Consider the following 23,550-nt stretch of genomic DNA (forward strand, 5'->3'; position numbering starts at 1 on the left):
AACGCCGTGAAGCTTACCGCAGCAGTAATCTTTTGGCAGCCTGTGATAACAAGGATTTAGACATGGACCCCATTATCGTTGCCGAGCAGCAGGATGGCTTGCTCACCCTGACCTTCAATCGCCCCGACAAGCGCAATGCCCTCAATACCGACATGTATCGTGCGCTCACTCAGGCACTGCGGCAAGCGACACAAGATGACGCCGTACACGCGTTGCTGATACAGGGACAAAGCGATTGCTTCACCGCCGGCAATGACCTGGCCGATTTTATGGGCAAATCCAGCCTGGATGCCGATGACCCCATACTGCAGTTCCTGCACACACTGGCGGATTTTCCCAAGCCCGTCATCGCCGCGGTCGGGGGGCCGGCAGTCGGGATCGGCACCACCTTGCTGCTGCACTGCGATCTTGTCTATCTGGGGGATAATGCCCGGCTGCAACTGCCGTTCGTCGAACTGGGGCTGGTGCCGGAGTTTGCCTCCAGCCTGCTGCTGCCCCGCGCCGTGGGTCATCTGAAGGCGGCGGAACTCTTGCTGCTGGCCGAGGCCATCGATGCTGATGAAGCACTGCGCCTGGGTCTGGCCAACCGGGTAGTTGCCGCCGATGAGCTGCTGGCACTGGCTCGGGATCAGGGATTGAAGCTGGCGGCCAAGCCGCCCAAGGCGCTGCAAAAGAGCAAGGCACTGCTCAAACAGGAGCTGAAACAGGCGGTGCACTTCGTCATCGATCTGGAGGCGCGCGCCTTCTCCCTCGCCTTGCAGGGGGAAGAGGCGCAACACAGGATCGCGCAAAGGCTCAAACCCAGGGCCTGATCCTCAGTTGAGACGAAACCGGCCTATCAGCTCGCAGCCCTGTACCTTGTCCTGCAGCTGGATCAGTCGGGCGATCTCGGGATTGGGGTGGCGCTTGAGGAAGGAGATGAGCGCCGCCTGGCAGCAACCCAGCTCGCTGACAAGGGACTCGCACTCCCGGTTCGGGCACTGGGGCACCAGTGCCGTCACCAGCTCGGAGGCGAGCTTGAGGTAGCGCAGCTCATAGGCAGGCTCTTCCATGGCGCGCCAGAAATCCGCCAGTCGATGGCAGGTTGCCACCCGCATGCTGGCCAGCTCATCCAGATCATCGCTGGCCAGTTCGTACACTTCGGCAAGGGCTTGCTGATAGAGGCAAATAGCCGCACCCAGCGCCCCCGCGCCCAGTGCGTTTTCCGCCTCCAGCATGTAACGCTGCCAGATATGATGGGTCATGCTGATCTCCCGAGTCTATGGGTGTGATCCTTATCATGCCCAGTTGAGAATGAATATCAACCGGACCTTTTGTGCAGGATTTGACCAGCAAGGCGTTCAACCGGTTGGCATCGCCCTTCTCATGTCTTACCATCCGGTCCCATTATCTGGCCTCCACTGTCAGGATCCCCTTTTCATGTTGCGACCCCGTTTACCCCAGGAGCTCGGCTGCTCGACACTGTGCGTGCCCCGCCTGCTGGTCTGGATCTATTAGCTGCGCTCCTCGCGCCATTTATCCCTTTATCCATTGAACGAGGAACACAGCCATGAAGCACTGCCAACACTGGTCGCAGGTCGAGTACCTGCATCTGACGGTGACCAATCCCAATATCAGCCTCAAGGGGCAGCACAGCTACTACTCGGGGGCCTGGGACGGTCCTTTTGAAGAGGAGGCCGTGCGCTATCTGCACGGTGACAGCTGGAGCCGCTCACCCGACACCGGCTGGGAGCCGCTCTGGCACATAGACAGGCTCCATATCGGCGACTATGTGCAAATCGCCGCGGGCGTGAAGATCATCATGGGAGGCAACCACACCCACAACCCGGCGTTTATCAGCACCTATCCGTTTGCCGATCCGGATGCCCTCAAGCGCAGCTACCGCCCCGCCGGCGATACCCGTATCGGCAACGATGTCTGGATCGGGATGGACGCCATGATAATGCCGGGGGTCACTATCGGGGATGGCGCCATTATCGCCGCCCGAAGCCTGGTGACACAGGACGTGCCACCTTACTGCATGGTGGCGGGTGCGCCCGCCAGGGTGATCCGCCAGCGCTTTGCTGTGCAAGAAACAACACGGCTGCAAGCACTGGCCTGGTGGGACTGGCCGGATGAGCAGGTGCAAGCCCTGCTGCCGCTGATCCAGCAAGGAGAGGTGGCGCTGCTGGAACAGGCCGCCGCTCGCTGGCACTCAGCCGAACAGGAGTAAAAACACGAGTACGGGGCGCCCCGTACTCGACCTGCTGTTTCCCTGATTCAGCTGCCGCTGCGTGACTGATTGACCCGACACTGCTTGCCGGGATAACCGGGCAGATCACTGGCCTTGCTGCTGCACGCCAGCCGTTTGGCCTGATTGAGGCGTTCCATCAAGCTGGCGCCATCGACCGGTAGCCAGTTCAGCTGCTGGCCGAGCCAGCTGGCCCAGGCAAACTCGACAAAATAGACCTGATCCCGCTTCTCGAAATAACCCGCATCCTGCAGCATGCCCGCCACAGTCCGGTAGGGGTAATCGGGCAAGTCGCCGATATGGACAGGTAACTGCTCCGGAGTCAGGGGGGCTCCCTTCTCATCCTTGAGCCAGGCCCAGTGATTGCCCTGCATCTGGCTCCAGAAGCTGGACTTGTCCTGCAGCCGCGCTATCACCTTGACCCTGGCCTGCTTCACCCCCAGTTGCCACAGCGCCTTGGTGAGGTGATGCCTGTCCACCAGCCAGTAGCCGCCATCCGGTGCTATGACGATGGGGATCTCTTTCTTTTTCATCACTTTATCAAGCTGCTTCTCGCTCTTGCCCGCCAGTTCTGCCTGAGTATTATCGACCTGGATCTGGCCAACACCGCCCTGGGTCGGATGCAACTGATCTATGTTCACCTCGCACCAGCTGCCGACCTGAGTCTCGCGCTCACAAGGCGCCAGCGCCCAGGCGCCCTGACTGATGGCCAAGGCCAACAGGATCCATGCTCTCATCGTTCACTCCTCTTCCCCTGATCGCAGATCAGCGGGTCAAATAAGGTTCCATACCGTCCCTGAAATACCGGGACTCATACTGGCGGTCTGACCAGCAAAGGGGATATCATGATTTCCCGTCTGCCGGCGATCATTTCTCGCCGAGTTTTCTCCCCGCTTCACACTATTTGAAGGATTAACCATGAAAGGATGGAGTCCCTTGCTGGCCCTGCTGGGTTGTGCCTGTGTCCAGGCCGCCGATGTTCCGCCCCGCACCCAACTCGCCGCCGAACAGGCCGTCGTGCGTCACCTGAAAGATGAACCGGCAAGCCTGAGCCCGCTCAAGCTGGTCGGCCTGCCCGAACTGCAGGTATTGCGAGACCTCTACGAGGGACTGCTGACCCAGGGACCGGATGGCAAGGTGCTGCCCGGCGTCGCGACGCGGTGGGACAACAAGGACAATCAGCAGTTTACCTTCCATTTGCGACCGGATGCACGCTGGTCCAACGGTGACAAGGTCAAGGCTGCCGACTTCGTCTACGGCTGGCGCAAGCTGGTTGATCCAAAGGAGGCCGCCACCTTCGCCTGGTTTGCCCAGCTGGCTCACTTCACCAAGGTGGACGAGATAGTGGCTGGCAAGCTGCCGCCCGAGGCGCTCGGGGTAAAAGCCCTCGACGAGCACACGCTGCAGGTGACCCTCTCCCAGCCTGTGCCCTATTTCCTGAGCCTGCTTACCCACCCCAGTCTGTCACCCCTGCATCAGGCCAGCATGGAGCAATACGGCAACCAGTGGACCCAGCCGGGCAAGCTGGTCGGCAACGGCGCCTTCGTGCTGAGCCAACGGGTGGTGAACGAGAAGCTGGAGCTGGCCCCCAATCCCCATTATTGGGACAGGGCTCATACAGTGCTGACCAAGGTCACCTTCGTCCCCATCAACCAGGAAACCGCCGCCACCAATCGCTACTTGGCAGGGGATCTGCACATCACGGAATCCTTCCCCAAGGAGCAGTATCACAAGCTGATGCAGCAGATCCCGGGTGAGGTCCATACCCCGGATCAACTCGGCACCTACTACTACGCCTTCAATACCCAGCTGCCACCGCTGAACGATGTGCGGGTGCGCAAGGCGCTCTCCTACACCATCGACCGCGGCCTCATTGCCGCCAAGGTACTGGGCACTGGCGAGAAACCGGCTTATCGCTTCACGCCGGATGTGACGGCCGATTTTGAACCCAAGGCCAACCTGCTCTCCAGCACCAGCCAGCAAGATCTCGATGCCAGGGCCAGAGTATTGCTGCAAGAGGCGGGCTATGGCCCGGCCAAGCCGCTCAAGCTGACCCTGCTTTACAACACCGCCGAAATCCACAAGAAGATGGCGCTGGCCATCGCCAACCTGTGGAAACAGAAACTGGGGGCGCAAGTCGAGCTCACCAATCAGGAGTGGAAGACCTATCTCGACAGCCGCCAGAGCGGTCAGTTCGAGGTGATCCGCTCCTCCTGGGTGGCTGATTACAACGATCCTTCCGCCTTCCTCGGCCTGTGGGGCTCCCGGCACAGTGGCAACATGGCCCGCTTTGCCAACGCACGCTATGACGAGATCCTGACTCAAGCGGCCAAGAGCCGGGATCCCGGTGAGCGCGCCCGCCTGTTCGACGAAGCCGAGTCCATCTTGCAAGATGAGGCGCCGATCGCCCCCATCTATCAGTACACCAATGCACGGCTGATCAAACCCTGGCTCAAGGGGTATCCCATCAACAACCCGGAAGACGTGGCCTATAGCCGCCAGCTCTACCTCATCAAGCACTGATCATGTGGGGGCCAGCCTGACTGGCCCCCATTCAGGGCTGTTCATGCTCACGTTTTAGGCATAAAATGCCGCCCTTTCCATCAACCTCCACTCTCTTATCCGGTTTGTTATGCGTTTCTTATTGATGATCCCCCTGCTGGTCACACTGCCTGCCCACGCTGCAAGCGAGTCACAATGCCGTCAGGCGTTCACGGACTGGATGCTGACCCAGCACCAGCAATTCAGCGATCGCAATGCCAGCAAGATGAAGCGACGCCTGGCCGAGCGGGCCATCGATCAGATGCGCGACGAATTTGCCAAGCAGGAGAGCTTCTGTCAGGCCATGGAGTGGGCGACGCATCACCAGGATCAGGACCCCCGCTTCAACCCGAGACCGGGGGAGATCCACGACTTCACGCCCGCCAGCTGAATCAGCCAAATGAAAAAGCCCCGAACCTGAGTTCGGGGCTTTTTCATTTATCGAACGAGACACTTGCTTCAGTCGACGTAGAAGGTCTGCTGGAAGGTGAGCGTCTGTTGCTGCCCCTCCCCCATGATCTTCAAGGTGAACTGGTAGGTATCCTGGTTGCGATAGGGCAGCACAGCCAGATAGTAGATGGCGTCCCCCTCCTTGACCTCCTGGAAGGTCAGGGTGCGCAGTGTGCCGGTGAGGTTCTTGGCCTCGCCCGTGATCCCCACCGCCTGTGCCACCCCTTGCTTGTTCTGCACAGCGATATTGATGATGCCGTTGTAGCGACTGCGCTCCAGACCGTAGGCCTTGGCCACGTCCGGAGTAAGGAAGCTGGAGTTGAAGGCGCTGTAGTGCACTTGCCAGGGCCCCAGCTCCTTCATCTGTTCCGCCCGCAGCGGCAACGTCATCAGCAGTGCCAGCAGGCAGCTTATCCAGGCTGTTTTCATGGTGTCATCCTTCTCGTGTTATCCCTGAGTCTCCAGCAGGGCATGGATCTCGGCGGGGATCTGCCTGGGCGACTCGATGGCAACCGTCTTGTGCCGTCCCAGCTCCCCGCGCACTATGCGAACCTGTCCCTTGGCCACCTTGAACTGCTTGGCCAGGTACTTGATCAAGTGGCTGTTGGCCTGGCCATCCACCGGCGGCGCCGTGATGGCCACTTTCAACTCGTCTCCGTGCAATCCGACGATCTGATCCCGGCTCGCCTTGGGCTGGATCATCAGATGCAATATCAGCTCATCCCCTTCCCGCAGGACGGCTGGCATCAAATCATCCACCACAGTTGGCCGAACAGATCACCCAGCAGATAGTTGATGGCCTGCAGCCCGATAAAGGCGACCAGCACGGAGAGATCCAGCCCGCCCAGTGCCGGCAGGATGCGGCGGATAGGGGCCAGGAAGGGCTCGGTCAGCTGGTGCATCACGTGTTCGATGGGGTTGCGACCCTGGCTGACCCAGCTCAGGATGGCGCGGATCAGCAGCACCCAGAAGATCATGGAACCCGCTTTTTTCAGCACTGTCAGGGCGGCAAACAGGCTGATGGTGAGCCAGTCTGCCAGCAGCACGTTCATGCTCTTGAGCAGTGCCAGTTTGGCGAAGGCAATGATAATCGCCAGCAGCACCGAGGCCATGTCCACCCCACCGAAGCCAGGAATGACCCGGCGTAGCGGTATCACCAGCGGATTGGTCACCTTGACCACCATCTGGCTCATGGGGTTGTAGAAGTCGGCGCGGGCCCACTGCAACCAGACGCGCAGCAGCACCACCATGAGGTAGATATCAAAAATTGTGTTAATCAGAAAGTAAGCGGTGTTCATCTGAGCTCCAGCGGTAAGAGAAGAGTGTTCAGAAAAGAGTTTCCATCTCGGCAGCCCGTGCAACGGCTGCCTGCATGGCGTGAGCGGTCAGCGGCATCAGCCCCTGTTCCTCGAATGTCTTGATGGCCTCGGCTGTGGTGCCCCCCTTGCTGGTCACCTGCTCGCGCAGGGTTTGCAGCGACAAATCGGGATTCTGCTCCACCATGGCGGCGGCGCCAAGGGCTGTCTGCTGCACCAGCAGGCGGGCCTGCTCGGGGCTGAAGCCCATGGCCTCCGCTTCTTCGGCAATCGCCTGCATGAACAGGAAGAAGTAGGCAGGCGCACTGCCTGCCGCCGCTATCACGCCATTGATGCCGGACTCTTGCGCTGTCCAGAGGGTCTTGCCCACGGCCTGCATCATCTGCTCGGCAACGTCGCGGTCGGCTTGCTCAACCCCGAGTGGGGCATAGAGACCCGTCATGCCCAACCCCAATAGAGAAGGGGTATTGGGCATGGTGCGGATGATGCGAGTATGACCGCCCGCCATCTCGCCAAGACGGGCCACCTTGATGCCGGCCGCGATGGAGATAAGCAGCTTGCCCTCAAGGGACCCCAGCTCACCGACCAGCGCACTCAGCATGCCCGCCATCAGCTGGGGCTTGACCGCCAGCACTATGACGTCGGCCTCGCGGGCCGCCTCGGCATTATTCTGGGTGATGCGAATGCCATATTCGCTCGCCAGCGCATCCAGCTTGGGGCGGCTGGGATTGGCGGCGATGATACGCTCGGCCGAATAACCCGCCTGGATAAGGCCGGCAATGATACTGCGGCTCATATTGCCTGCGCCGATAAAGGCGAGGATTCTCTGCTGCATCAAACACTCCTGTGGATGAAATGGCTGCAAACACCTGCGCTGCCTGCGCCGATAAAGGCGAGGGTTCCATATTGCATCAGGTGGTCTTGCTTATGAATAGTCACGGGCACCGAAGATGGCGGTACCGACCCGCACCATGGTGCTGCCATGGGCGATGGCCAGTTCGAGATCCTCGGTCATCCCCATCGAGAGGGTATCGACGCTCGGGTATTGTTGCGCAAGCTCGGTGAACAGAGTCTGCATGCGCACCATCTGGGCAGCCAATACCGCTTCGTCACTGGTATGTTCCGGAATGGCCATCAGCCCCCGCAATACCAGCCTTTCACTGCGGGAGACCAGCTCGGCCAGCCGGAAAATCTCTTGCTCCGACGTTCCGGATTTGCTGCTCTCTCCGCTAATATTGATTTGCAGACAGATATTTAGCGGCGCCAACCCGGCTGGACGCTGGTTGTTGAGACGCTCGATCAGCTTGTCACGATCCACGCTCTGTACCCAGTCGAACCGTTCGGCCACCAGCCTGGACTTGTTCGATTGCAAGGGGCCGATAAAGTGCCACTCTATGTCTGTACAGACGGCTTGCTTGCGCAGTGTATCTATCTTGGTCGCCGCTTCCTGGGCATAGGACTCACCGAGGCGTCGCTGACCGGCGGCATAAGCTTCGCGAATGGCCTCAAGCGGCTTGGTTTTGCTGACCGCAAGCAGGTTGATGTGATCGACACAGCGATCCGCCTGGCGAGCGGCCTGTACAATACGTTCCTTTACCTGAAGCAGGTGCTGGGCAATCTGGCTCATATTTCGTTAGTGATCTTGTGATGGGAGAATGACAAGTCTATGGATATCACAGAGTTATTGGCTTTCAGTGTAAAGCATAAAGCCTCGGATCTACACCTCTCGGCCGGGGTTCCCCCGATGATCAGGGTTGATGGTGAGGTTCGCAAGATCAATTTACCCGCCCTGGAACACAGGGAAGTGCATGCCCTCATTTACGACATCATGAACGACCACCAGCGCAAGGAACTGGAAGAGAACTTCGAGGTCGACTTCTCGTTCGAAGTCCCCAATCTGGCCCGCTTCCGGGTCAATGCCTTCCAGCAATCCCGCGGTTCGGGGGCCGTATTCCGTACCATCCCCAGCACGGTGCTGAGCCTGGAGGATCTCGATGCCCCCGAAATCTTCCGCAAGATCTCCGAATACCCGCGCGGCCTGGTACTGGTGACAGGACCGACCGGCTCGGGCAAGTCCACCACACTGGCGGCCATGGTCAACTACATCAACGAGAACTTCCATCACCACATACTCACCATCGAAGACCCCATCGAATTCGTGCACGAGAACAAACGCTGTCTGGTGAACCAGCGGGAAGTTCACAGGGACACCAAGAGCTTCAGCAACGCCCTGCGCTCGGCACTGCGGGAAGACCCGGACATCATACTGGTGGGCGAGATGCGTGACCTCGAGACCATTCGTCTGGCAATGACGGCGGCCGAGACCGGCCATCTGGTATTCGGCACCCTGCACACCTCGTCGGCAGCCAAGACCATAGACCGGATCATCGACGTCTTCCCCGGTGCGGAAAAAGACATGGTGCGATCCATGCTCTCCGAATCCCTGCGGGCGGTTATCTCCCAGACCCTGCTCAAACGGATAGGCGGCGGCCGGGTGGCGGCCCACGAGATCATGATGGGCATACCCGCTGTGCGCAACCTCATACGGGAAGACAAGATCGCCCAGCTCTACTCCGTGATCCAGACCGGGATGACCCATGGCATGCAGACCATGGATCAGAGCCTCAAGCAGCTGGTCAGCCGTGGTGTGGTCGCCTCACTCGATGCCAAGGCCAAGGCGGTCGACCCCAATAGCGTGTAACCACAACGGAAAACGAATCTAAGGAAGGAGTCGTTATGAATCTGGATGCCCTGTTGGCCGAACTGGTCGCACGCAAAGGCTCGGATCTGTTCATCACGGTTGGGACGCCCCCCACCCTCAAGATCAACGGGCATCTGGTCTCCCTCGGCAGCGAAGCGCTCGACAAGCAGAGCGCGCTGACCCTGGTCAGGGAGACGCTCAGCCCTGAGCATTTCGAGCGCTACATCCGCACCAGGGAGGGCAACTACGCCATCCACCGCGAGGCACTGGGACGCTTTCGGGTGAGTGCCTTCTGGCAGCAGGAGCTGCCGGGCATGGTGGTGCGCCGTATCGAGACCCGCATTCCAACCTTCGACGAACTGACCCTGCCGCCCATCTTGCAGGAGGTGGCCATGGCCAAGCGCGGCCTGGTGCTGTTCGTCGGCGCCACCGGAACGGGCAAATCCACCACTCAGGCAGCCATGATCGGCTATCGAAACCAGAATGCGGATGGCCATATCCTGACGGTGGAAGATCCGGTGGAGTTCGTGCATCAGCACGGCCGCAGTCTGATCACCCAGCGGGAAGTGGGCATAGATACGGAATCATTCGATGTGGCGCTGAAGAGCTCCCTGCGCCAGGCCCCTGACGTTATCCTCATCGGCGAGATCCGAAGCCAGGAAACCATGGAGTTCGCACTGCAATTTGCCGAGACCGGCCATCTTTGCCTAGCGACCCTTCACGCCAACAATGCCAACCAGGCGCTGGATCGCATCCTGCATCTGGTGCCGCAGGAGAAACACCGTCAGTTACTGTTCGATCTCTCCTTCAACCTGCGCGCCATCGTCGCCCAGCAACTGGTGCCAAGCCTGGATGGCCGCCGCCGCTTCGCGGCGTTTGAAGTGCTGCTCAACACGCCGCTCATCACGGATATCATCCGCAAAGGCGAGGTTCATCGCCTCAAAGAGGTGATGACCAAATCCACCGAGCTTGGCATGCAGACCTTCGATCAGGCGCTGTTTACCCTGTTTTGTGCCGGCCAAATTGGCTACAGTGAGGCCCTTGCCCATGCCGACTCGGCCAACGACCTGCGACTGCTGATCAAGCTGTCCGGCCGTGAGCAGATGGGTGCAGGCACACTCGACAACGTCACCCTGGATGAATGAGGGGCGTGTGTCACCGCTATAAAGGATCGTTATGCTGATTGTGGTTTCCCCGGCCAAGACGCTGGATTACGAGTCACCTCTGGTGATCTCCCGTTTCACCCAACCCCAATTGCTGGATCACTCGGCTGAGCTGATCACCCGGGCCCGCCAGCTAAGCCCGGATCAAATCGCCAGCCTGATGAAGATCAGCGACAAGCTGGCCGGCCTCAATGCCGCCCGTTTTGCCCAGTGGCAACATGACTTCCATCCAGACAATGCCCGCCAGGCGCTGCTTGCGTTCAAGGGAGATGTCTACACAGGGCTTGCGGTAGAAGATTTCAGCGACGGGGATTTCGACTTTGCCCAGGCGCACCTTCGCATGCTCTCCGGCCTCTACGGCGTGCTGCGCCCGCTCGATCTCATGATGCCCTATCGGCTGGAGATGGGGACCCGGCTAGATAACAGTCGCGGCAAGGACCTCTACCAGTTTTGGGGGGATGTGATTACCCAGCACATCAATGCAGCGCTGACGGCGCAGGGGGACGAGGTGCTGATCAACCTGGCCTCTGACGAGTATTTCAAGTCGGTACGACCGAAAGCACTGAAGGGCAGGATCGTCACCCCTGTGTTCAAGGACGAGAAGAATGGCCAGTTCAAGATCATCAGCTTCTACGCCAAGAAGGCGCGCGGCATGATGGCCCGCCACATCATCAAACACAGGCTGACCGAGGTTGAGCAACTGACTGGTTTCAACGTCGATGGTTACTACTTCGTGCCAGAAGAGTCTGACGCTCATACCCTGATGTTTAAACGTGCCGAAAATTAATTACAGAAAGAGGGAACCAAATTCAGGATCCCCGGGTCTGAATACGTGAATCCTCTGTTGTAAGCACTTTTTATCAGCCGACGTCTATGCGTCGGCTTTTTTCTGCGCGCGATTCCCGCGCTACTCCCCCATCCAGGATCCACTTGGCAAAACGGCCATCCGAGGATGGCCGTTGCTGCAGGTATGGCTTACTTCTTTTTCTTCTTGGCACTCTTCTTCTTGCCATCCTTCGGCTTTTTCTTCTTCACCGGCACTCGTGCTTCTTTGTGCTTGGGACGCAGCTCATCGATCACCCGGCGCTTGAGACGCTCTTCGGTATAACGCTCAATCTTGGCGACCATGCCCATGTCGTGGGCTTCCACCAGGCTGATGGCGCAGCCACGGTTGCCGGCGCGACCGGTACGGCCGATGCGGTGCACATAGACGTCTGTACCATAGGGCATGTCGTAGTTGATGACATGGCTGACGTTGGGCAGGTCAATACCACGGGCGGCAACGTCGGTGGCAACGAGGAAGGGGACTTCACCTGCATGGAACTTGCGGATCGACTCGACACGTTTGCTCTGTTCCATCTCGCCACGGATCCAGGCACATGGAATACCCGCAGCCTGCAATTGGCCTGAGAGTTCGGCCAGGCGCTCGCGGGTTCTGACGAAGACGATGGCTTTCTGGGTTTCCGGATCCTTGAGGATGTGGATCAACAGGGCCAGCTTGTGGGCGGCGTCATCGGCCAGATGTACCCACTGGGTAATTGGGCGACGTTCGCTGCGGGGCGGCTCGGCATGCAGCTCTACCGGCTCGTTGAGGATCTCGTTGGCAAACTTCTCCAGCCCGGCCCCTTCCAGAGTCGCAGAGAACAGCATGGTGTGCTTGCGATAGCGCGCCTCCGCCACTATGCGATTCACATCCTTGACAAAACCCATGTCCAGCATGCGGTCCGCTTCATCCAGCACCAGCACTTCGATGTCGTGGCTCTCGAACTCTTCTTTATCTATGTACTCGAGCAGACGGCCCGGAGTAGCGACCACTATGTCGGTGGTCTTGGTCAGGGCAGGCAGCTGCTCTTCGTGGCTGACGCCGCCAATGATGGTCTCGATGCTGAGGTTGGTGTGCACCGCCAGCGCCTTGGCGTGGGCAGTAACTTGCAACGCCAGCTCGCGGGTCGGGGTCAGGATCAGCATGCGGCACGGGCCCGGCTTGCGGCGCGGGAAATCCAGCAGATGTTGCAGGGCAGGCAGCACGAAGGCCGCCGTCTTGCCGGTACCGGTCGGAGCGGATGCCAGAATATCGCGGCCGTCCAGGGCTGGCTCCAACACCATCTGCTGGATGGTGGTCGGGCGGGTGAATCCCATCTCGGCCAAGGCCCGGTTGAGGGCTGGATGCAGGTCGAAATCATCAAAGGACTGGCTCATGGCAATACTCGGTCATTAAGGAAACGGCAGATTATAGGCGATTATGCCGTCGGCTCCTATGGTGACTGTGGCTTAGTCGCTATAATCGCCGACCATTTTGTGTGTAACTGGCATATGACGGGGGTCAGATGGGACGAAACAGCGGCTTTACCTTCAAACAGTTTCACGTCGAGCACGACCGCTGCGCCATGAAAGTCGGCACGGACGGCATACTGCTGGGCGCCTGGGCACCGGTGGCCGAGACCCGCCGGGTACTAGACATAGGTACCGGTAGCGGCCTGGTTGCACTCATGCTGGCCCAACGCAGCAGATCCGACTGCATCATAGATGCGGTAGAGCTGGATATGAATGCAGCGACTCAGGCCAGAGAGAATGTGGCGGCCTCCCCCTGGGAAACCCGGATCAACATCATGGAGGGCGCCATTCAGGATTATCAGGCGACCCCCTATGACCTCATCGTCTCCAACCCTCCCTACTTTGGAGCAGGCCAGTCTCTGCGCGACCCTGCCAGGGCACTGGCTCGACATACAGGCTCCCTCGACAGCCGGGATCTGCTGGCCGCATGCGATCGCTTGCTGACCCCTGTCGGACAAGTCGCGCTGGTGTTGCCAACCGCCATGGCCGATGAAATTTTATGCATCTCGGCAGATTATGATCTGCATGGGGTTTGTTATACAGCTGTTATCAACAGAGCCGGGAAAGAGGCAAATCGTGTTTTATTGCTACTTGGCAGAGGATTAAACAGGTGTGAGCAGGGTGAGATTGTGATCCATTCTGCTGGGGGAGCCTATTCCGACAGATACATCCAACTGACCCACCCCTTCTATTTGAAGATGTAAATTTCGTCTTGAACTATTTTTTCACGCCATTATGCTGACTCTCAAACGAGCGCCCGCTCCAGACCAGCTCAAACCACTGGTTGTGATGAAAAAATACGCGGGGCTCCTTTTTTTTACCCCTGAATAACGCCGGTCACTGACCAATAAAAAACTATAACAAGCAATAGTTTACAAGACAGACGAGGTTGAACTTGACGAAATCACTCACATTATCCGATGTACTCGGATTGGGCTTCATGACCTTTGCGTTCTATCTGGGCGCCGGTAACATCATTTTCCCGCCATTGGCAGGCTACATGGCAGGTGAGCACCTCTCCCTGGCCATGCTGGGCTTCCTGGTCACAGCCGTGGGCCTGCCCCTCATCACTATCATTGCTGTCGCCAAAGCGGGCAATGGCTGGGCTGGCATGACAAAATTTCTGCCTGCCGGACTGGCAACCGCACTGGCCGTGGCCATCTATATCATCATTGGCCCAGCCTTTGCTGCTCCCCGTACCGGTCTGGTTGCCTATGAAATGGGCCTCAAGCCCTTTATCGGTGATATGGGGCAAGCCGGTCTTGCCGCCTATACAGTGATCTTCTTCGGCATTGCCATACTGGTCTCCCTCAATCAGGGCAAGCTGATGGATACCATCGGCAAATACCTGATGCCGGTTCTGATGGTACTGTTGCTAACCCTGGCCGTCGGCGTCTTCGTCGCACCGCAAGGCACAATACCGAGCGCCACCGGTGACTATCTGGAGGGCCCGTTCGTGAAGGGGATCCTGGAAGGCTATAACACCATGGATACCCTGGCCTCCCTGATGTTTGGTGCCCTGATCATCGATCTGCTGCGCCAGAAGGGGATCAACGACTACAAGAGCCAGTTCAAATATCTGGCCATTGCAGGCCTTATATCTGCGATCGGTCTGTCCGTGGTCTATGTTTCCCTGTTCCAGCTGGGTAATACCGCAGCCGGGGTTGCCACCGACGTCAGCAATGGCGGCGCCATCGTCAACGCCTATGTGCTGAGCCTGTTCGGTCAACCGGGTCAGTTCATTCTGGCCGGCATCATCACCCTGGCTTGCTTCACTACCGCAGTGGGCCTCATCTCCGCCTGCTCCGACTTCTTCCACAATCTCACAGGCATGAGCTACAAGAAGCTAGTTGTCCTGCTGGGTACCATCTGCGCCATCGTCGCCAACGTGGGTCTGAGCCAGCTTATCAGCCTCTCCATCCCTGTGCTGGTCGCCATCTATCCGGTCGCAGTGGCACTGGTGCTGGTCACCTTCCTGAAGGGATACTTCGGTCGTCCCCGTCTGGCATTCCGCTCTGTCCTGATGGTAGCGTTCCTGTTCGGTTGCCTGGATGGTCTGGGTGCTGCCGGCATGAAGATGGATGCCTTTGCCTTCCTGCCACTGTTTGACAAGGGCCTGGCCTGGTTGCTGCCGACCCTGCTGGCCTGTGGCCTGGGCATGGCGGTGCGCTCCAGCGAGAAGCTGGCTGCCGAAGCCGCCTGACAACAATTTGTTCCGATATAAAAAGAGGCCAGCATATGCTGGCCTCTCTCTTTTCTCTGATCCGTCACCACAACATCAAAGCAGCGGGACTATCGGTTTGGGTTTGCCTTCCAGGCCATACCAGTGCGTCTCGATCCGACCGGCATGCCACTGAAACGTGCCCCAGGGCCTGTCTGCCTGCCAGCGCGGAAAACTCACTACCACCTTGTTGTCGTCGTACTTGTAGAGCGAGGTGCTGATCTGGACATCAGACAATATGAGTAGCAAAACCCAGCCGATGAAAAGCCATTTCAGCGCTTTCCACATAGCATTACTCGAAACAGATTTCGATGGTGGCACGACCGTAGTCTGACTCGAACGGCATCATGATCTTGGTGCCGTCGGCCCTATGGGTAATGGTATGGTTCGGGCCCGAAACTATGATGGGGGTCGCCATATCAAACTCGTACCCCTTCTCCCCCAGCATGCGCTTGGCGCCGCCGGTCACCATGTTGGTGATCTCGCCCACCATGTCGGTCACTTCTTCATTGATGGTCGCCGGGGCTTCACCCAGCATGCGGCGCATGATCTCCAGTGCCAGTCCCTTCTCGAAACTGATGGAGAGGGAACCCCGGGTCTGCGGGCCGACCATGCCGATAAGACCTGAGACATCGCCGCGCGCCAGTTCGTCCATCTTGCGCTTGGGTTTCCCTGGTCTGAGCTCCAGCTGTGCCATGGTAGAAAGCACATTGAGCAGGGAAAGCAGGAATGGGTTTACAAAATCAGCCTTCATGTTGACTTCCTACGGTGGGCGTACAGCGAGCACATTGTCCATGTGCCTCTATTGTCTTATTGGTAATAGTAAAGCCATGCTGGTGGGCCTGCTCGGAAAACGCGCTATCGATGGCAGTGTCATGAAGCTCTACCACATCCCCGCACTCGTCACAGATAAGCAACTGCATCGGATGGGCATGGTCAAAATGACAGCAGAATATGAAAGCGTTGAGCGACTCCACCTTGTGGGCAAAACCCTGCTCGAGCAAAAAATCGAGCGCTCGATAGACAGTCGGCGGCTTGGCATGAGCCTCGGTTTGCTGCAGTTGAGCCAGCAGATCATAGGCACTAATGGCGTTGCCGTGGGCAGCCAGCAGAGTGAATACCTGGCGCCGGGTAGGGGTGAAGCGGATCCCGCGTTGTTCGCAGAGTCGTTCGGCTCGTTGTAAAAGTTGGTCTTGATTCATGATCACGCAAATACCCTTTCTATTAGCCGGATACTACCACAGGGCCTCGCATGGCGCGGCGACAAAATTCATTTTCTGGGGCTGCCTCACGTTGTGATAAAATCCTGCCCCTTTGTTTAGCCAACCCGGATGATTTTTATGCAGGCGCAGCGTTTTTCCATCGCCCCCATGCTGGACTGGACCGATCGGCATTGCCGTTATTTCCACCGTCTGATGACCCGCCAGACCTTGCTTTATACCGAAATGGTGACCACGGGTGCCATCATCCATGGCAAAGGAGATTATCTGGGTTACAGCGAGCAGGAGCGCCCCGTCTCCCTGCAACTGGGTGGCAGCAATCCGGCGGATCTGGCCCACTGCGCCAAGCTGGCCCGGGAGCGCGGCTATGACGAGATCAACCTCAACGTCGGCTGCCCGTCCGATCGGGTTCAAAATGGCCGCTTCGGTGCCTGCCTGATGGGTGAACCGGCGCTGGTGGCCGACTGCGTCAAGGCGATGCGCGATGTGGTCGATATCCCGGTGACGGTCAAGACCCGGATCGGTATCGACGATCAGGACTCCTACGAATTTTTGCAGACCTTTATCGAGCAGGTGCGCGATGCCGGTTGCGATACCTTCATCGTCCATGCCCGCAAGGCATGGCTCAGTGGTCTGAGCCCACGTGAAAACCGCGAAATCCCGCCACTCGACTATCCCCGCGTCTATCGGGTCAAACAGGATTATCCCGAGCTGACCATAGCCCTCAACGGCGGTGTCACCAGCCTCGAGCAAACGCTGGAACATCTGCAGCAGGTGGATGGGGTCATGATGGGGCGTGAGGCCTACCAGAACCCCTACATACTGGCGCAGGTAGACAGCCAGCTGTTCGGTCTGGCGAGCGAGATCCCGAGCCGCCATGAGGTGGTGCGAATGATGCTCCCCTACATGGAGCAGGAGCTGGCCAAAGGCAACTACCTCTCCCACATGACCCGCCACATGCTGGGCCTGTTCCAGAACATGCAGGGAGCCCGTGCCTGGCGTCGTCACCTTAGCGAGAACGCCTGCAAGCAGGGCGCCGGCATTCAAGTCGTGCTGGATGCCATGGCCAAGGTGCCGGAATTCGCCAGCGCCGAATCGGTAGAGTAATCATGTACCGCTTCACGGGTTCATGGCTGCACAAGGCAGTCGTCCGGCTCTGCGCCGGACTGTTGGCCATCCTCGGCATCAAGCTCAACGCCTTCTACTTTCTCGGTCTGCTGATCGTGCTGGGCCTGCACAAGGATCATTTGCTGAGCTGATCCTTGTCACCTCCCTGCCAACCAATGAAAAAGCGGGTAACACCAGGTGTTACCCGCTTTTCTCTATGGGGCCATCGCTCCTGAGTTACTCCCCCTTGTCCACAAACTGCAGTTCGGGCGCAAATGATGTCAGTACGTCGGCACAGTAGTCCCAGGTCGAGATGCGATAGTGCTGCAGATCCTCATCCAGATGCAGACCCTCCGACTCCTGATGGAACCAGCTGGCGAAACGGGACGGGGTGATGAGCTGGATCTGCTCCTCGATGGCATGGCTCTCCTTGCCTTCCGACAGATCACAGTCCTCCATGACCCGAACGGCGAAGATATGACGAAAATAGACTCGACACAGGATCTGTGGCGGCAGATCGATACTGCGCGCCCGACCCAGCATGACGGTCAGGGAGTCACTCCAGATATCCTGATGAAGCTCGGCCACAACCAGGCCTGGGGGGAGTTGGCGGGACGGAGCCCAAGGTACGGCAACCTGCCGAATGGCATTTTTCTGTTCCATCATCCACCTCACTACGGCGCACGCCATATCTTGAGTGTATCTGAAACAAATTCCGCTGACGATGGCAATAAAAAACCCGGCTGGCGCCGGGTTTTGCACGATTACTTGACGGCGTCTTTCAGCGCCTTGCCTGCCACAAAGGACGGCACATTCGCGGCTGCAATCTGGATTTCTTTACCAGTCTGCGGGTTACGGCCAGTACGGCCAGCGCGATGGTTCACCTTGAAGGTACCAAAACCCACCAACTGCACGGCATCGCCTTCTTTCAGGCTCTGGGTAATACCATTGATGATCTCTTCCAGAGCCACTTTGGCCTGAGCTTTGCTCAGATCTGCTTTGGCTGCAATTGCATCGACAAGTTGAGCTTTGTTCATAACATTTCCTTTATGATCGGGCATTTAGCACCAAGCCACTCTATTCAAAAAAAAACACTCAGGCAAAGGCTTTATCAGCCAGATTGGCTTGAATGCTGGGGTTTTCATCAAGATCTGCGGAAATAGTCACATATCTCGCCACTTCGTTATCGTGAGCGACAGGAAGGGGAGAACAAATGATGACGTCTTGTAGCCAAAACACCACCTGACGTAACAATATCCCCATACACCTATTGACGGTCAACCGGATTTTCCCTAGTTATAGGGAGTGTCGTCACTGTAGCGATAGCACTCCATGCCTATGCCCCACGGAGGGATTATGTTAACTGAACTGGAAAAAACAAAGCGCGCATTGGCAGGAAAACACCGTGCTATCGATGACTGGCTGGATGCCAGGCAGGCACTGCTGGTCGAATACATGCGGCTCGCCGGGCTGACCCCCGCACGCAACAAACAACGCTCACTGCCCAGTCCATCCGAGCTGCAGCGCTTTTGTGATCAGCTGGTCGACTACGTCAGCGCCGGTCACTTCGAGATCTACAACCATGTGGTCGCCGCCTTTGAACAGGCCAGCGGTGACAAGCTGGAACTGGCCAAGCGCATCTATCCCCACATTCGGGAATGCACTGAATTCGCACTGGAATTCAACGACAAGTACAGCAACGCAGACGAAGCTCAAATGTTGCTGCTGGATGAGGATTTGAATCAGTTGGGGCCGGTGCTGGAGGATCGCTTCAAACAGGAAGATCGGCTGGTCAAGGCACTGCAAGTGGTAGAGTCACTCAGCGCCCAACGGGTTTGATATCCAATTTCGGAGCCAGTTCAAGATCCTGATGCGCAAGGTGCATTACACTCTATGTCATGACCTTATAGCGCTAATCCCTATTGCTGACAGGAGATGATAATGTCCGAGCGTCGCCGTTTCTCACGGATCCTCTACTTGACCATGGCCGACCTCGTCCAGGGAGATAAAACATGGCGGACCCAATTGGTCGATGTCTCTCTGCAAGGGGCGCTTCTGATCCGGCCCGATGACTGGGAGAGCCGTGATAACAAAGAGTATGAACTCGGCTTTGTCCTGAGCGGCAGTGACATCGAGATCAAGATGCAGGTGGAGCTGACCCATGAAGCCAGCAAGAAACTGGGGTTCTACTGCCACCATATCGATATCGACAGTGCGACCCACCTCAAGCGGATGATAGAGCTCAATGTCGGCGACGAGGACTTGCTCCACCGTGAACTGGAGCAACTGCTGGATGAGCACCTGGAACATCCTCACCCCTGAATACCAGTCCAGAACCAATAAAAAGGAGCGCCGGTTTGCGCTCCTTTTTATTGCTGAATCTTCACACTGTGCAAACAACGCTGGATGTGGGGTTACAACGCCTCAAGCGCATCTGCCAGCTTCTTCACCGGTACCACTTCCATCCCCTCGATAGGGTGCTTGGGTGCATTGGCATAGGGCACTATGGCACGGCGGAAACCATGTTTGGCCGCTTCCTGCAACCGCTCCTGACCGGACGGCACTGGCCGGATCTCACCGGACAGACCCACTTCGCCAAAGACCACCAGATCCTTGGGCAAGGCCTGGTCGCGAAAGCTGGAGACCATGGCCAACAAGAGAGCCAGATCGGCACTGGTCTCTTCAACCTTGACGCCCCCCACTACGTTGATGAAGACATCCTGATCCGCCATCTGCAGCCCGCCGTGACGGTGCAGCACGGCCAGCAGCATGGCGAGCCGGTTGTGATCCATCCCTACCGCCACCCGACGCGGATTGGAGAGCTGGGAGTAATCCACCAGCGCCTGCAGCTCGACCAAAAGTGGCCGGGTGCCCTCCCAGATCACCATGACGATGGAGCCAGGCGCCTGCTCTTCACCCCGGCTGAGGAAGATGGCTGAGGGATTGCTCACCTCACGCATGCCCTGCCCCGTCATGGCGAACACGCCGAGTTCGTTGACGGCACCGAAGCGGTTCTTGTGGGAGCGCAGGGTGCGAAAACGCGAGTCATTGGCACCATCCAGCAGCACTGAGCAGTCGACACAGTGCTCCAGCACCTTGGGGCCCGCCAGGGTGCCGTCCTTGGTGACGTGGCCCACCATGAAGATCGCGACGTGATTCTGCTTGGCATAACGGGTCAACAGGGCCGCGGCCTCCCGCACCTGGGAGACGGAGCCGGGGGATGACTGCACATCCGCCACATGCATCACCTGGATGGAGTCGATGACCATGATCTGCGGCTGCTCCTGCTGAGCTATGATGCAGATCTGCTCGACACTGGTCTCCGACAGCATCCGCAGCTTGTCAGTGGGCAACCCCAGCCGGCCGGCGCGCATCGCCACCTGCTGCAACGACTCTTCCCCCGTGACATAGAGGGTCTTCATCCGCTCGGCCAGGCCACACATGGTCTGCAGCAGCAGAGTGGACTTGCCCGCCCCCGGATTCCCGCCGATAAGAATGGCAGAACCCGGCACCACACCGCCGCCGAGCACCCGATCCAGCTCCTTGAAACCGGAGGAGAAACGGGGGATCTCTGTGGTGGCGATCTCCGCCAGCGTCTGTACCTGACTGCCGATGGCGCCAGCGTAGCCGGTATAGCGGGCGTTCTTGCCTGGCGTCACCGACCCCAGACGAACCTCGGTAATGGTGTTCCACTCCTTGCATTCACCACACTGGCCTTGCCAGCGTGTGAAGTCGGCACCACATTCGGTACAAACATAGGCAGTTTTATTTTTGGCCATGGATAACTCGGGGACAGGATGAATTCCTGCTTGATATACTTGTTTGCGACCGACAGATCAAACCCAGAATCGGAAAAATGACTTTCCGTGGCAGGAACACATGGATTCAGAACAACAACAACACTTGATCGAACAGCTCATTCCTCTGCTCAGAGAAAAAGATTTCGATGACATCTTCAACCGCCTGACTCAAGGTGAAAACAGCAACAGCCGTTTTCTGATCAAGATGGAGATCAAGCGCAGATGTACTCCCTGCCGGCGGATCATCGACATGCGTGACGAGCTGGGAGAGGAGTGCCTGGTTCATGAATTTGAAGGGGTCACCCACTTCATGCCTGCCGAGGCCATAGGCTTGTTCCAGTCCCAATGCTATCTCTATCGCGATCTGTACACCCTCGGCGTGTACGAGACGCTGCAATATTGGCAGAAGCACCACCAGCACAAGAGCGACAATCAGTTGCAGCCGCCCACCAGCCCCTTTCGACAATTCGACGTCAATGCCATTCCCTTCGCCAGCTACTATGGTCGACGTCAGGAGCGAATGCACTTCAGCTCTCCCGTGGTGATCAAGTTTGCCGATGGAGAAAAGCTGTTTGCCAAAAGCTCGGATCTCTCCATCGGCGGCATTCGCGTCTCGGTCTCCTATCTGCCCAATTACCAGACCGGGGCCCAGGTCGAAGTCTTCTTTACCGGCCTGGAACGGGACCATCCCAACCCAGTCCTGCACCAACCGGTCAGCTACCAGATCCTGGGAGAAGAAAGCAAGGAGGGGAAATATTGGCTGAGGCTGGTCAAGACAGGTGAGCACCCGGGTTTTGATACCTTCCTCACGGAATTTATCGAGAACAACAAGAGCCGCTATCGGGTCAGTGTCGACTACCTGCTGTCGGCCGCCATCATCAAGGGCTACGAGCAGTTCTACCTGCCTCGCATGACCGGCATGCCGCTTTTCTTCGGCTCGGGAGACAGCCCCAGCCTCGAGATTGCCCTTCGTACCGAGAATAACCAGCACATTCTCGAATACTGGCGCGATGCCAAGAACCGCGACATGCTCGCCAGCCTCTTTTCGGCAGCCCGTATGCAATCCCTGCTGCCCGCAGCGGGTACCTTGCGTGAGACCCTGATCTACTGCTTCACCCACTCGGTTCGCAGCCACCTCTATTTTTTCTCCGCCACCCTGGAAGAGTTGCAGCAGAGCGGCCTGACCTCACTGTTTTTCCAGGTTGGTGCTCGTCGGCCCAGCTGGCGCGTCTATAAATTCAGCCTCGAACGCTGCGCGCTGCACGAGGCCGACCTCGCCAGCCAGCAGAACCAGGAGAGCCTGCAGTTGCAGGACATGCTGCTGCAAGAACGGCTCAAGCAGATAAGCCATGTCGGCTTGCTGCAGGAGATTGGCCTTGAAAACCAGCGGGAAGAGTTTCAATACGATGCCACCTTGCAGCACAACGCCAACGAGTTGCAGCGCTTCGGCCACGATACCGGGGCGGCCCCCTTTGAAATCGAGACGCTGCACTATGTTCAACTGCGCAAAGAAGCACGCTACATCCACAAGACGGCCGTTGCCATCAAGCACAATGGCAAGGCTTGGCTGGGCTGGACCCGCGACATCTCGGCCCACGGCATGCAGATAGAGCTGGAAGAGGCGATCGATGGCGCGAAAGACGACATAGTCACCATCGCCTTGCCCCGTTTGCAGGAGCTCTCCAAGAGCATGGACTTGCAACACCTCTCCTATCGGCTGGTCAGCATCAACCAGACACGGACTGTGCTGCATCTCTGCATCGAGGGGGACCCGGAGCGCCATACCGGCCGCCAGTTCTTCAGCCTGCTGATTGAAAGCAACCAGAACAAACTCAAGGCGGCGCAGGAACAGCGCCGTTATCGCGGCATGGCCAGGGCGCTGCGCAACATCTACACCCACCATGTCTTCAGTACCCCTGTGTACATCAACAAGCTGAAGGGAGCCCCGAGACCGGCCTCCATCGGCCATGCCCCTCATACACGCAGCCTGTCACGTCTGCTGCGGGCCTATGCCGAGCGCAGCGATCAAGACAACCTCTATCCCCTGTTCCAGGGAGACCTGCTCAAACAACTGGTCATGAACCCGCTGCGCGCTATCGAGCGGGAGGACAAGCCCCAGGAGGAAGAGGTCTACATCGCCAGCCTGCATACGCCAGCCGGCCTGCCCGTGTTTACCAGCCGACTGGCCAGCAGCTTTCAGAGCCTGGCGGAAAAACGCAGCTTCATCGAACAGGCCTTGCGCCAGGGGGACTTCTACTCTGTGCTGGTCGGCATCTCCCGCACCGGGCGACCCGACACCAACTTTATCGCCAACGAGCTGGACTACATCGCCAAGTTCGCCATTCACAAGGCCAAAAAGCTGGAAGAGGAGCTGTGGAGCGTGGTGGGCGTGGGTGAGTTGACCGATACCAGTCAGGCCACCCTGTTCCGGCTCGGCATCACTTCGCCGCAACACTGAGCCCGCCTG

At 58.2% G+C, this 23,550-nt stretch carries 29 protein-coding genes; 14 read left to right on the forward strand and 15 right to left on the reverse strand.

Features of this window, described 5'->3' with window-relative positions:
• The first annotated feature begins 62 nt into the window (after nucleotides 1-62).
• Nucleotides 63-812, forward strand: a complete 750-nt coding sequence (locus AXW79_RS19345; RefSeq protein WP_005320495.1) for an enoyl-CoA hydratase-related protein — start codon at nucleotides 63-65, stop codon at nucleotides 810-812.
• Nucleotides 813-815: 3 nt separating this feature from the next.
• On the opposite strand, the gene AXW79_RS19350 is transcribed toward AXW79_RS19345, so the two are convergent.
• The gene (locus AXW79_RS19350) at nucleotides 816-1,244 is read right to left on the reverse strand and encodes a DUF2753 family protein (RefSeq protein ID WP_005320494.1); all 429 of its coding nucleotides are present in this window, start codon (nucleotides 1,242-1,244) and stop codon (nucleotides 816-818) included.
• A gap of 305 nt (nucleotides 1,245-1,549) precedes the next feature.
• On the opposite strand from AXW79_RS19350, the gene AXW79_RS19355 reads away from it, so the two are divergent.
• Entirely contained in the window at nucleotides 1,550-2,212 is a 663-nt protein-coding gene (locus AXW79_RS19355) for a CatB-related O-acetyltransferase (RefSeq protein WP_005320492.1), read from the forward strand.
• Between the two features lie 47 nt (nucleotides 2,213-2,259).
• Here the strand turns inward: AXW79_RS19355 and AXW79_RS19360 are convergent, their stop codons facing one another.
• Nucleotides 2,260-2,967, reverse strand: coding sequence for a ParB-like protein (locus AXW79_RS19360; RefSeq protein WP_005320489.1), 708 nt, complete (start codon nucleotides 2,965-2,967; stop codon nucleotides 2,260-2,262).
• A 181-nt stretch (nucleotides 2,968-3,148) separates the two neighbouring features.
• Between AXW79_RS19360 and AXW79_RS19365 the strand changes: the two genes are divergently transcribed.
• Nucleotides 3,149-4,753, forward strand: coding sequence for a peptide ABC transporter substrate-binding protein (locus AXW79_RS19365; RefSeq protein ID WP_011899098.1), 1,605 nt, complete (start codon nucleotides 3,149-3,151; stop codon nucleotides 4,751-4,753).
• A gap of 109 nt (nucleotides 4,754-4,862) precedes the next feature.
• On the forward strand, nucleotides 4,863-5,162 hold the full coding sequence (locus AXW79_RS19370) for a hypothetical protein (RefSeq protein WP_011899099.1): 300 nt from the start codon (nucleotides 4,863-4,865) through the stop codon (nucleotides 5,160-5,162).
• A 68-nt stretch (nucleotides 5,163-5,230) separates the two neighbouring features.
• On the opposite strand, the gene AXW79_RS19375 is transcribed toward AXW79_RS19370, so the two are convergent.
• From AXW79_RS19375 to AXW79_RS19395, 5 genes are all read right to left on the reverse strand, one after another.
• On the reverse strand, nucleotides 5,231-5,650 hold the full coding sequence (locus AXW79_RS19375; RefSeq protein ID WP_005320482.1) for a DUF4426 domain-containing protein: 420 nt from the start codon (nucleotides 5,648-5,650) through the stop codon (nucleotides 5,231-5,233).
• Nucleotides 5,651-5,668: 18 nt separating this feature from the next.
• Nucleotides 5,669-5,968, reverse strand: coding sequence for a DUF167 family protein YggU (gene yggU / locus AXW79_RS19380; protein ID WP_005320479.1), 300 nt, complete (start codon nucleotides 5,966-5,968; stop codon nucleotides 5,669-5,671).
• On the reverse strand, nucleotides 5,968-6,519 hold the full coding sequence (locus AXW79_RS19385; RefSeq protein ID WP_005320477.1) for a YggT family protein: 552 nt from the start codon (nucleotides 6,517-6,519) through the stop codon (nucleotides 5,968-5,970). The genes yggU and AXW79_RS19385 overlap by 1 nt, the downstream gene beginning before the upstream one ends.
• Before the next feature lie 28 nt (nucleotides 6,520-6,547).
• On the reverse strand, nucleotides 6,548-7,372 hold the full coding sequence (gene proC, locus AXW79_RS19390) for a pyrroline-5-carboxylate reductase (protein WP_005320475.1): 825 nt from the start codon (nucleotides 7,370-7,372) through the stop codon (nucleotides 6,548-6,550).
• A 90-nt stretch (nucleotides 7,373-7,462) separates the two neighbouring features.
• On the reverse strand, nucleotides 7,463-8,164 hold the full coding sequence (locus AXW79_RS19395; protein ID WP_005320467.1) for a YggS family pyridoxal phosphate-dependent enzyme: 702 nt from the start codon (nucleotides 8,162-8,164) through the stop codon (nucleotides 7,463-7,465).
• Between the two features lie 39 nt (nucleotides 8,165-8,203).
• Between AXW79_RS19395 and tapT the strand changes: the two genes are divergently transcribed.
• From tapT to yaaA, 3 genes are read left to right on the forward strand one after another with little or no spacing between them, the layout of a single operon-like run.
• Nucleotides 8,204-9,238 carry a type IVa pilus ATPase TapT gene (gene tapT / locus AXW79_RS19400; RefSeq protein ID WP_005320466.1) on the forward strand — a complete coding sequence of 345 codons (1,035 nt, stop codon included), beginning with the start codon at nucleotides 8,204-8,206 and terminating at the stop codon, nucleotides 9,236-9,238.
• Nucleotides 9,239-9,273: 35 nt separating this feature from the next.
• Complete coding sequence (gene tapU, locus AXW79_RS19405; RefSeq protein ID WP_005320465.1) at nucleotides 9,274-10,383, forward strand: type IVa pilus ATPase TapU; 1,110 nt, start codon at nucleotides 9,274-9,276, stop codon at nucleotides 10,381-10,383.
• A gap of 31 nt (nucleotides 10,384-10,414) precedes the next feature.
• Entirely contained in the window at nucleotides 10,415-11,188 is a 774-nt protein-coding gene (gene yaaA, locus AXW79_RS19410; RefSeq protein ID WP_005320464.1) for a peroxide stress protein YaaA, read from the forward strand.
• A 188-nt stretch (nucleotides 11,189-11,376) separates the two neighbouring features.
• On the opposite strand, the gene srmB is transcribed toward yaaA, so the two are convergent.
• Entirely contained in the window at nucleotides 11,377-12,600 is a 1,224-nt protein-coding gene (gene srmB / locus AXW79_RS19415) for an ATP-dependent RNA helicase SrmB (RefSeq protein WP_005320462.1), read from the reverse strand.
• Nucleotides 12,601-12,728: 128 nt separating this feature from the next.
• Here srmB and AXW79_RS19420 point away from each other — a divergent pair, with 128 nt between their 5' ends.
• The gene (locus tag AXW79_RS19420) at nucleotides 12,729-13,439 is read left to right on the forward strand and encodes a tRNA1(Val) (adenine(37)-N6)-methyltransferase (protein WP_005320460.1); all 711 of its coding nucleotides are present in this window, start codon (nucleotides 12,729-12,731) and stop codon (nucleotides 13,437-13,439) included.
• A gap of 185 nt (nucleotides 13,440-13,624) precedes the next feature.
• Entirely contained in the window at nucleotides 13,625-14,938 is a 1,314-nt protein-coding gene (gene brnQ, locus AXW79_RS19425; RefSeq protein WP_017412062.1) for a branched-chain amino acid transport system II carrier protein, read from the forward strand.
• 75 nt (nucleotides 14,939-15,013) lie between these two features.
• Here brnQ and AXW79_RS19430 read toward each other — a convergent pair whose 3' ends face one another.
• Genes AXW79_RS19430 through zur form a run of 3 tightly spaced genes read right to left on the reverse strand, consistent with a single transcriptional unit; the run spans nucleotide 15,014 to nucleotide 16,158 of the window.
• On the reverse strand, nucleotides 15,014-15,244 hold the full coding sequence (locus AXW79_RS19430) for a hypothetical protein (RefSeq protein WP_005320453.1): 231 nt from the start codon (nucleotides 15,242-15,244) through the stop codon (nucleotides 15,014-15,016).
• Nucleotides 15,245-15,248: 4 nt separating this feature from the next.
• Nucleotides 15,249-15,710 carry a chemotaxis protein CheX gene (locus AXW79_RS19435; protein ID WP_005320452.1) on the reverse strand — a complete coding sequence of 154 codons (462 nt, stop codon included), beginning with the start codon at nucleotides 15,708-15,710 and terminating at the stop codon, nucleotides 15,249-15,251.
• Nucleotides 15,700-16,158: a zinc uptake transcriptional repressor Zur gene (gene zur, locus AXW79_RS22530; protein ID WP_005320451.1), complete on the reverse strand. Its 459-nt coding sequence runs from the start codon at nucleotides 16,156-16,158 to the stop codon at nucleotides 15,700-15,702. The genes AXW79_RS19435 and zur overlap by 11 nt, the downstream gene beginning before the upstream one ends.
• A gap of 138 nt (nucleotides 16,159-16,296) precedes the next feature.
• Here zur and dusA point away from each other — a divergent pair, with 138 nt between their 5' ends.
• On the forward strand, nucleotides 16,297-17,283 hold the full coding sequence (gene dusA, locus AXW79_RS19445) for a tRNA dihydrouridine(20/20a) synthase DusA (protein WP_005320450.1): 987 nt from the start codon (nucleotides 16,297-16,299) through the stop codon (nucleotides 17,281-17,283).
• A 2-nt stretch (nucleotides 17,284-17,285) separates the two neighbouring features.
• Nucleotides 17,286-17,435 (forward strand): hypothetical protein, encoded by a 150-nt coding sequence (locus AXW79_RS23370; protein WP_005320449.1) that lies wholly within the window; start codon nucleotides 17,286-17,288, stop codon nucleotides 17,433-17,435.
• A gap of 85 nt (nucleotides 17,436-17,520) precedes the next feature.
• Here the strand turns inward: AXW79_RS23370 and AXW79_RS19450 are convergent, their stop codons facing one another.
• From AXW79_RS19450 to AXW79_RS23250, 3 genes are all read right to left on the reverse strand, one after another.
• Nucleotides 17,521-17,946 carry a hypothetical protein gene (locus tag AXW79_RS19450; protein ID WP_005320448.1) on the reverse strand — a complete coding sequence of 142 codons (426 nt, stop codon included), beginning with the start codon at nucleotides 17,944-17,946 and terminating at the stop codon, nucleotides 17,521-17,523.
• Between the two features lie 101 nt (nucleotides 17,947-18,047).
• Complete coding sequence (hupA, locus tag AXW79_RS19455; protein ID WP_005305063.1) at nucleotides 18,048-18,320, reverse strand: nucleoid-associated protein HU-alpha; 273 nt, start codon at nucleotides 18,318-18,320, stop codon at nucleotides 18,048-18,050.
• 58 nt (nucleotides 18,321-18,378) lie between these two features.
• A complete protein-coding gene (locus tag AXW79_RS23250) occupies nucleotides 18,379-18,564 on the reverse strand; it encodes a hypothetical protein (RefSeq protein WP_129712387.1) in 186 nt (61 codons plus the stop codon).
• A 75-nt stretch (nucleotides 18,565-18,639) separates the two neighbouring features.
• Between AXW79_RS23250 and AXW79_RS19460 the strand changes: the two genes are divergently transcribed.
• A complete protein-coding gene (locus tag AXW79_RS19460) occupies nucleotides 18,640-19,122 on the forward strand; it encodes an Rsd/AlgQ family anti-sigma factor (RefSeq protein ID WP_005320446.1) in 483 nt (160 codons plus the stop codon).
• Between the two features lie 102 nt (nucleotides 19,123-19,224).
• Complete coding sequence (locus AXW79_RS19465) at nucleotides 19,225-19,605, forward strand: PilZ domain-containing protein (protein ID WP_005320440.1); 381 nt, start codon at nucleotides 19,225-19,227, stop codon at nucleotides 19,603-19,605.
• Between the two features lie 92 nt (nucleotides 19,606-19,697).
• On the opposite strand, the gene radA is transcribed toward AXW79_RS19465, so the two are convergent.
• The gene (gene radA / locus AXW79_RS19470) at nucleotides 19,698-21,062 is read right to left on the reverse strand and encodes a DNA repair protein RadA (RefSeq protein ID WP_005320438.1); all 1,365 of its coding nucleotides are present in this window, start codon (nucleotides 21,060-21,062) and stop codon (nucleotides 19,698-19,700) included.
• Nucleotides 21,063-21,162: 100 nt separating this feature from the next.
• Here radA and AXW79_RS19475 point away from each other — a divergent pair, with 100 nt between their 5' ends.
• A complete protein-coding gene (locus AXW79_RS19475) occupies nucleotides 21,163-23,541 on the forward strand; it encodes a PilZ domain-containing protein (protein ID WP_005320435.1) in 2,379 nt (792 codons plus the stop codon).
• The last annotated feature ends 9 nt before the right edge of the window (nucleotides 23,542-23,550 follow it).

Source organism: Aeromonas salmonicida subsp. salmonicida (genome assembly GCF_001643305.1).
GTDB classification, from domain to species: domain Bacteria; phylum Pseudomonadota; class Gammaproteobacteria; order Enterobacterales; family Aeromonadaceae; genus Aeromonas; species Aeromonas salmonicida.

Bases quoted from the DNA above. Each gene is read 5' to 3' on its own strand.
- AXW79_RS23370 (WP_005320449.1), top strand. From the start codon at position 17,286: ATGTACCGCTTCACGGGTTCATGGCTGCACAAGGCAGTCGTCCGGCTC.
- dusA (WP_005320450.1), top strand. From the start codon at position 16,297: ATGCAGGCGCAGCGTTTTTCCATCGCCCCCATGCTGGACTGGACCGAT.
- tapU (WP_005320465.1), top strand. From the start codon at position 9,274: ATGAATCTGGATGCCCTGTTGGCCGAACTGGTCGCACGCAAAGGCTCG.
- AXW79_RS19450 (WP_005320448.1), bottom strand. From the start codon at position 17,946: ATGGAACAGAAAAATGCCATTCGGCAGGTTGCCGTACCTTGGGCTCCG.
- hupA (WP_005305063.1), bottom strand. From the start codon at position 18,320: ATGAACAAAGCTCAACTTGTCGATGCAATTGCAGCCAAAGCAGATCTG.
- AXW79_RS19345 (WP_005320495.1), top strand. From the start codon at position 63: ATGGACCCCATTATCGTTGCCGAGCAGCAGGATGGCTTGCTCACCCTG.
- proC (WP_005320475.1), bottom strand. From the start codon at position 7,372: ATGCAGCAGAGAATCCTCGCCTTTATCGGCGCAGGCAATATGAGCCGC.
- zur (WP_005320451.1), bottom strand. From the start codon at position 16,158: ATGAATCAAGACCAACTTTTACAACGAGCCGAACGACTCTGCGAACAA.
- AXW79_RS19475 (WP_005320435.1), top strand. From the start codon at position 21,163: ATGGATTCAGAACAACAACAACACTTGATCGAACAGCTCATTCCTCTG.
- AXW79_RS19375 (WP_005320482.1), bottom strand. From the start codon at position 5,650: ATGAAAACAGCCTGGATAAGCTGCCTGCTGGCACTGCTGATGACGTTG.
- AXW79_RS19435 (WP_005320452.1), bottom strand. From the start codon at position 15,710: ATGAAGGCTGATTTTGTAAACCCATTCCTGCTTTCCCTGCTCAATGTG.
- AXW79_RS19370 (WP_011899099.1), top strand. From the start codon at position 4,863: ATGCGTTTCTTATTGATGATCCCCCTGCTGGTCACACTGCCTGCCCAC.
- AXW79_RS19355 (WP_005320492.1), top strand. From the start codon at position 1,550: ATGAAGCACTGCCAACACTGGTCGCAGGTCGAGTACCTGCATCTGACG.
- AXW79_RS19395 (WP_005320467.1), bottom strand. From the start codon at position 8,164: ATGAGCCAGATTGCCCAGCACCTGCTTCAGGTAAAGGAACGTATTGTA.
- radA (WP_005320438.1), bottom strand. From the start codon at position 21,062: ATGGCCAAAAATAAAACTGCCTATGTTTGTACCGAATGTGGTGCCGAC.
- AXW79_RS19365 (WP_011899098.1), top strand. From the start codon at position 3,149: ATGAAAGGATGGAGTCCCTTGCTGGCCCTGCTGGGTTGTGCCTGTGTC.
- yaaA (WP_005320464.1), top strand. From the start codon at position 10,415: ATGCTGATTGTGGTTTCCCCGGCCAAGACGCTGGATTACGAGTCACCT.
- AXW79_RS19430 (WP_005320453.1), bottom strand. From the start codon at position 15,244: ATGTGGAAAGCGCTGAAATGGCTTTTCATCGGCTGGGTTTTGCTACTC.
- AXW79_RS19460 (WP_005320446.1), top strand. From the start codon at position 18,640: ATGTTAACTGAACTGGAAAAAACAAAGCGCGCATTGGCAGGAAAACAC.
- AXW79_RS19385 (WP_005320477.1), bottom strand. From the start codon at position 6,519: ATGAACACCGCTTACTTTCTGATTAACACAATTTTTGATATCTACCTC.
- tapT (WP_005320466.1), top strand. From the start codon at position 8,204: ATGGATATCACAGAGTTATTGGCTTTCAGTGTAAAGCATAAAGCCTCG.
- AXW79_RS19350 (WP_005320494.1), bottom strand. From the start codon at position 1,244: ATGACCCATCATATCTGGCAGCGTTACATGCTGGAGGCGGAAAACGCA.
- AXW79_RS19360 (WP_005320489.1), bottom strand. From the start codon at position 2,967: ATGAGAGCATGGATCCTGTTGGCCTTGGCCATCAGTCAGGGCGCCTGG.
- AXW79_RS19465 (WP_005320440.1), top strand. From the start codon at position 19,225: ATGTCCGAGCGTCGCCGTTTCTCACGGATCCTCTACTTGACCATGGCC.
- srmB (WP_005320462.1), bottom strand. From the start codon at position 12,600: ATGAGCCAGTCCTTTGATGATTTCGACCTGCATCCAGCCCTCAACCGG.
- yggU (WP_005320479.1), bottom strand. From the start codon at position 5,968: ATGCCAGCCGTCCTGCGGGAAGGGGATGAGCTGATATTGCATCTGATG.
- AXW79_RS19420 (WP_005320460.1), top strand. From the start codon at position 12,729: ATGGGACGAAACAGCGGCTTTACCTTCAAACAGTTTCACGTCGAGCAC.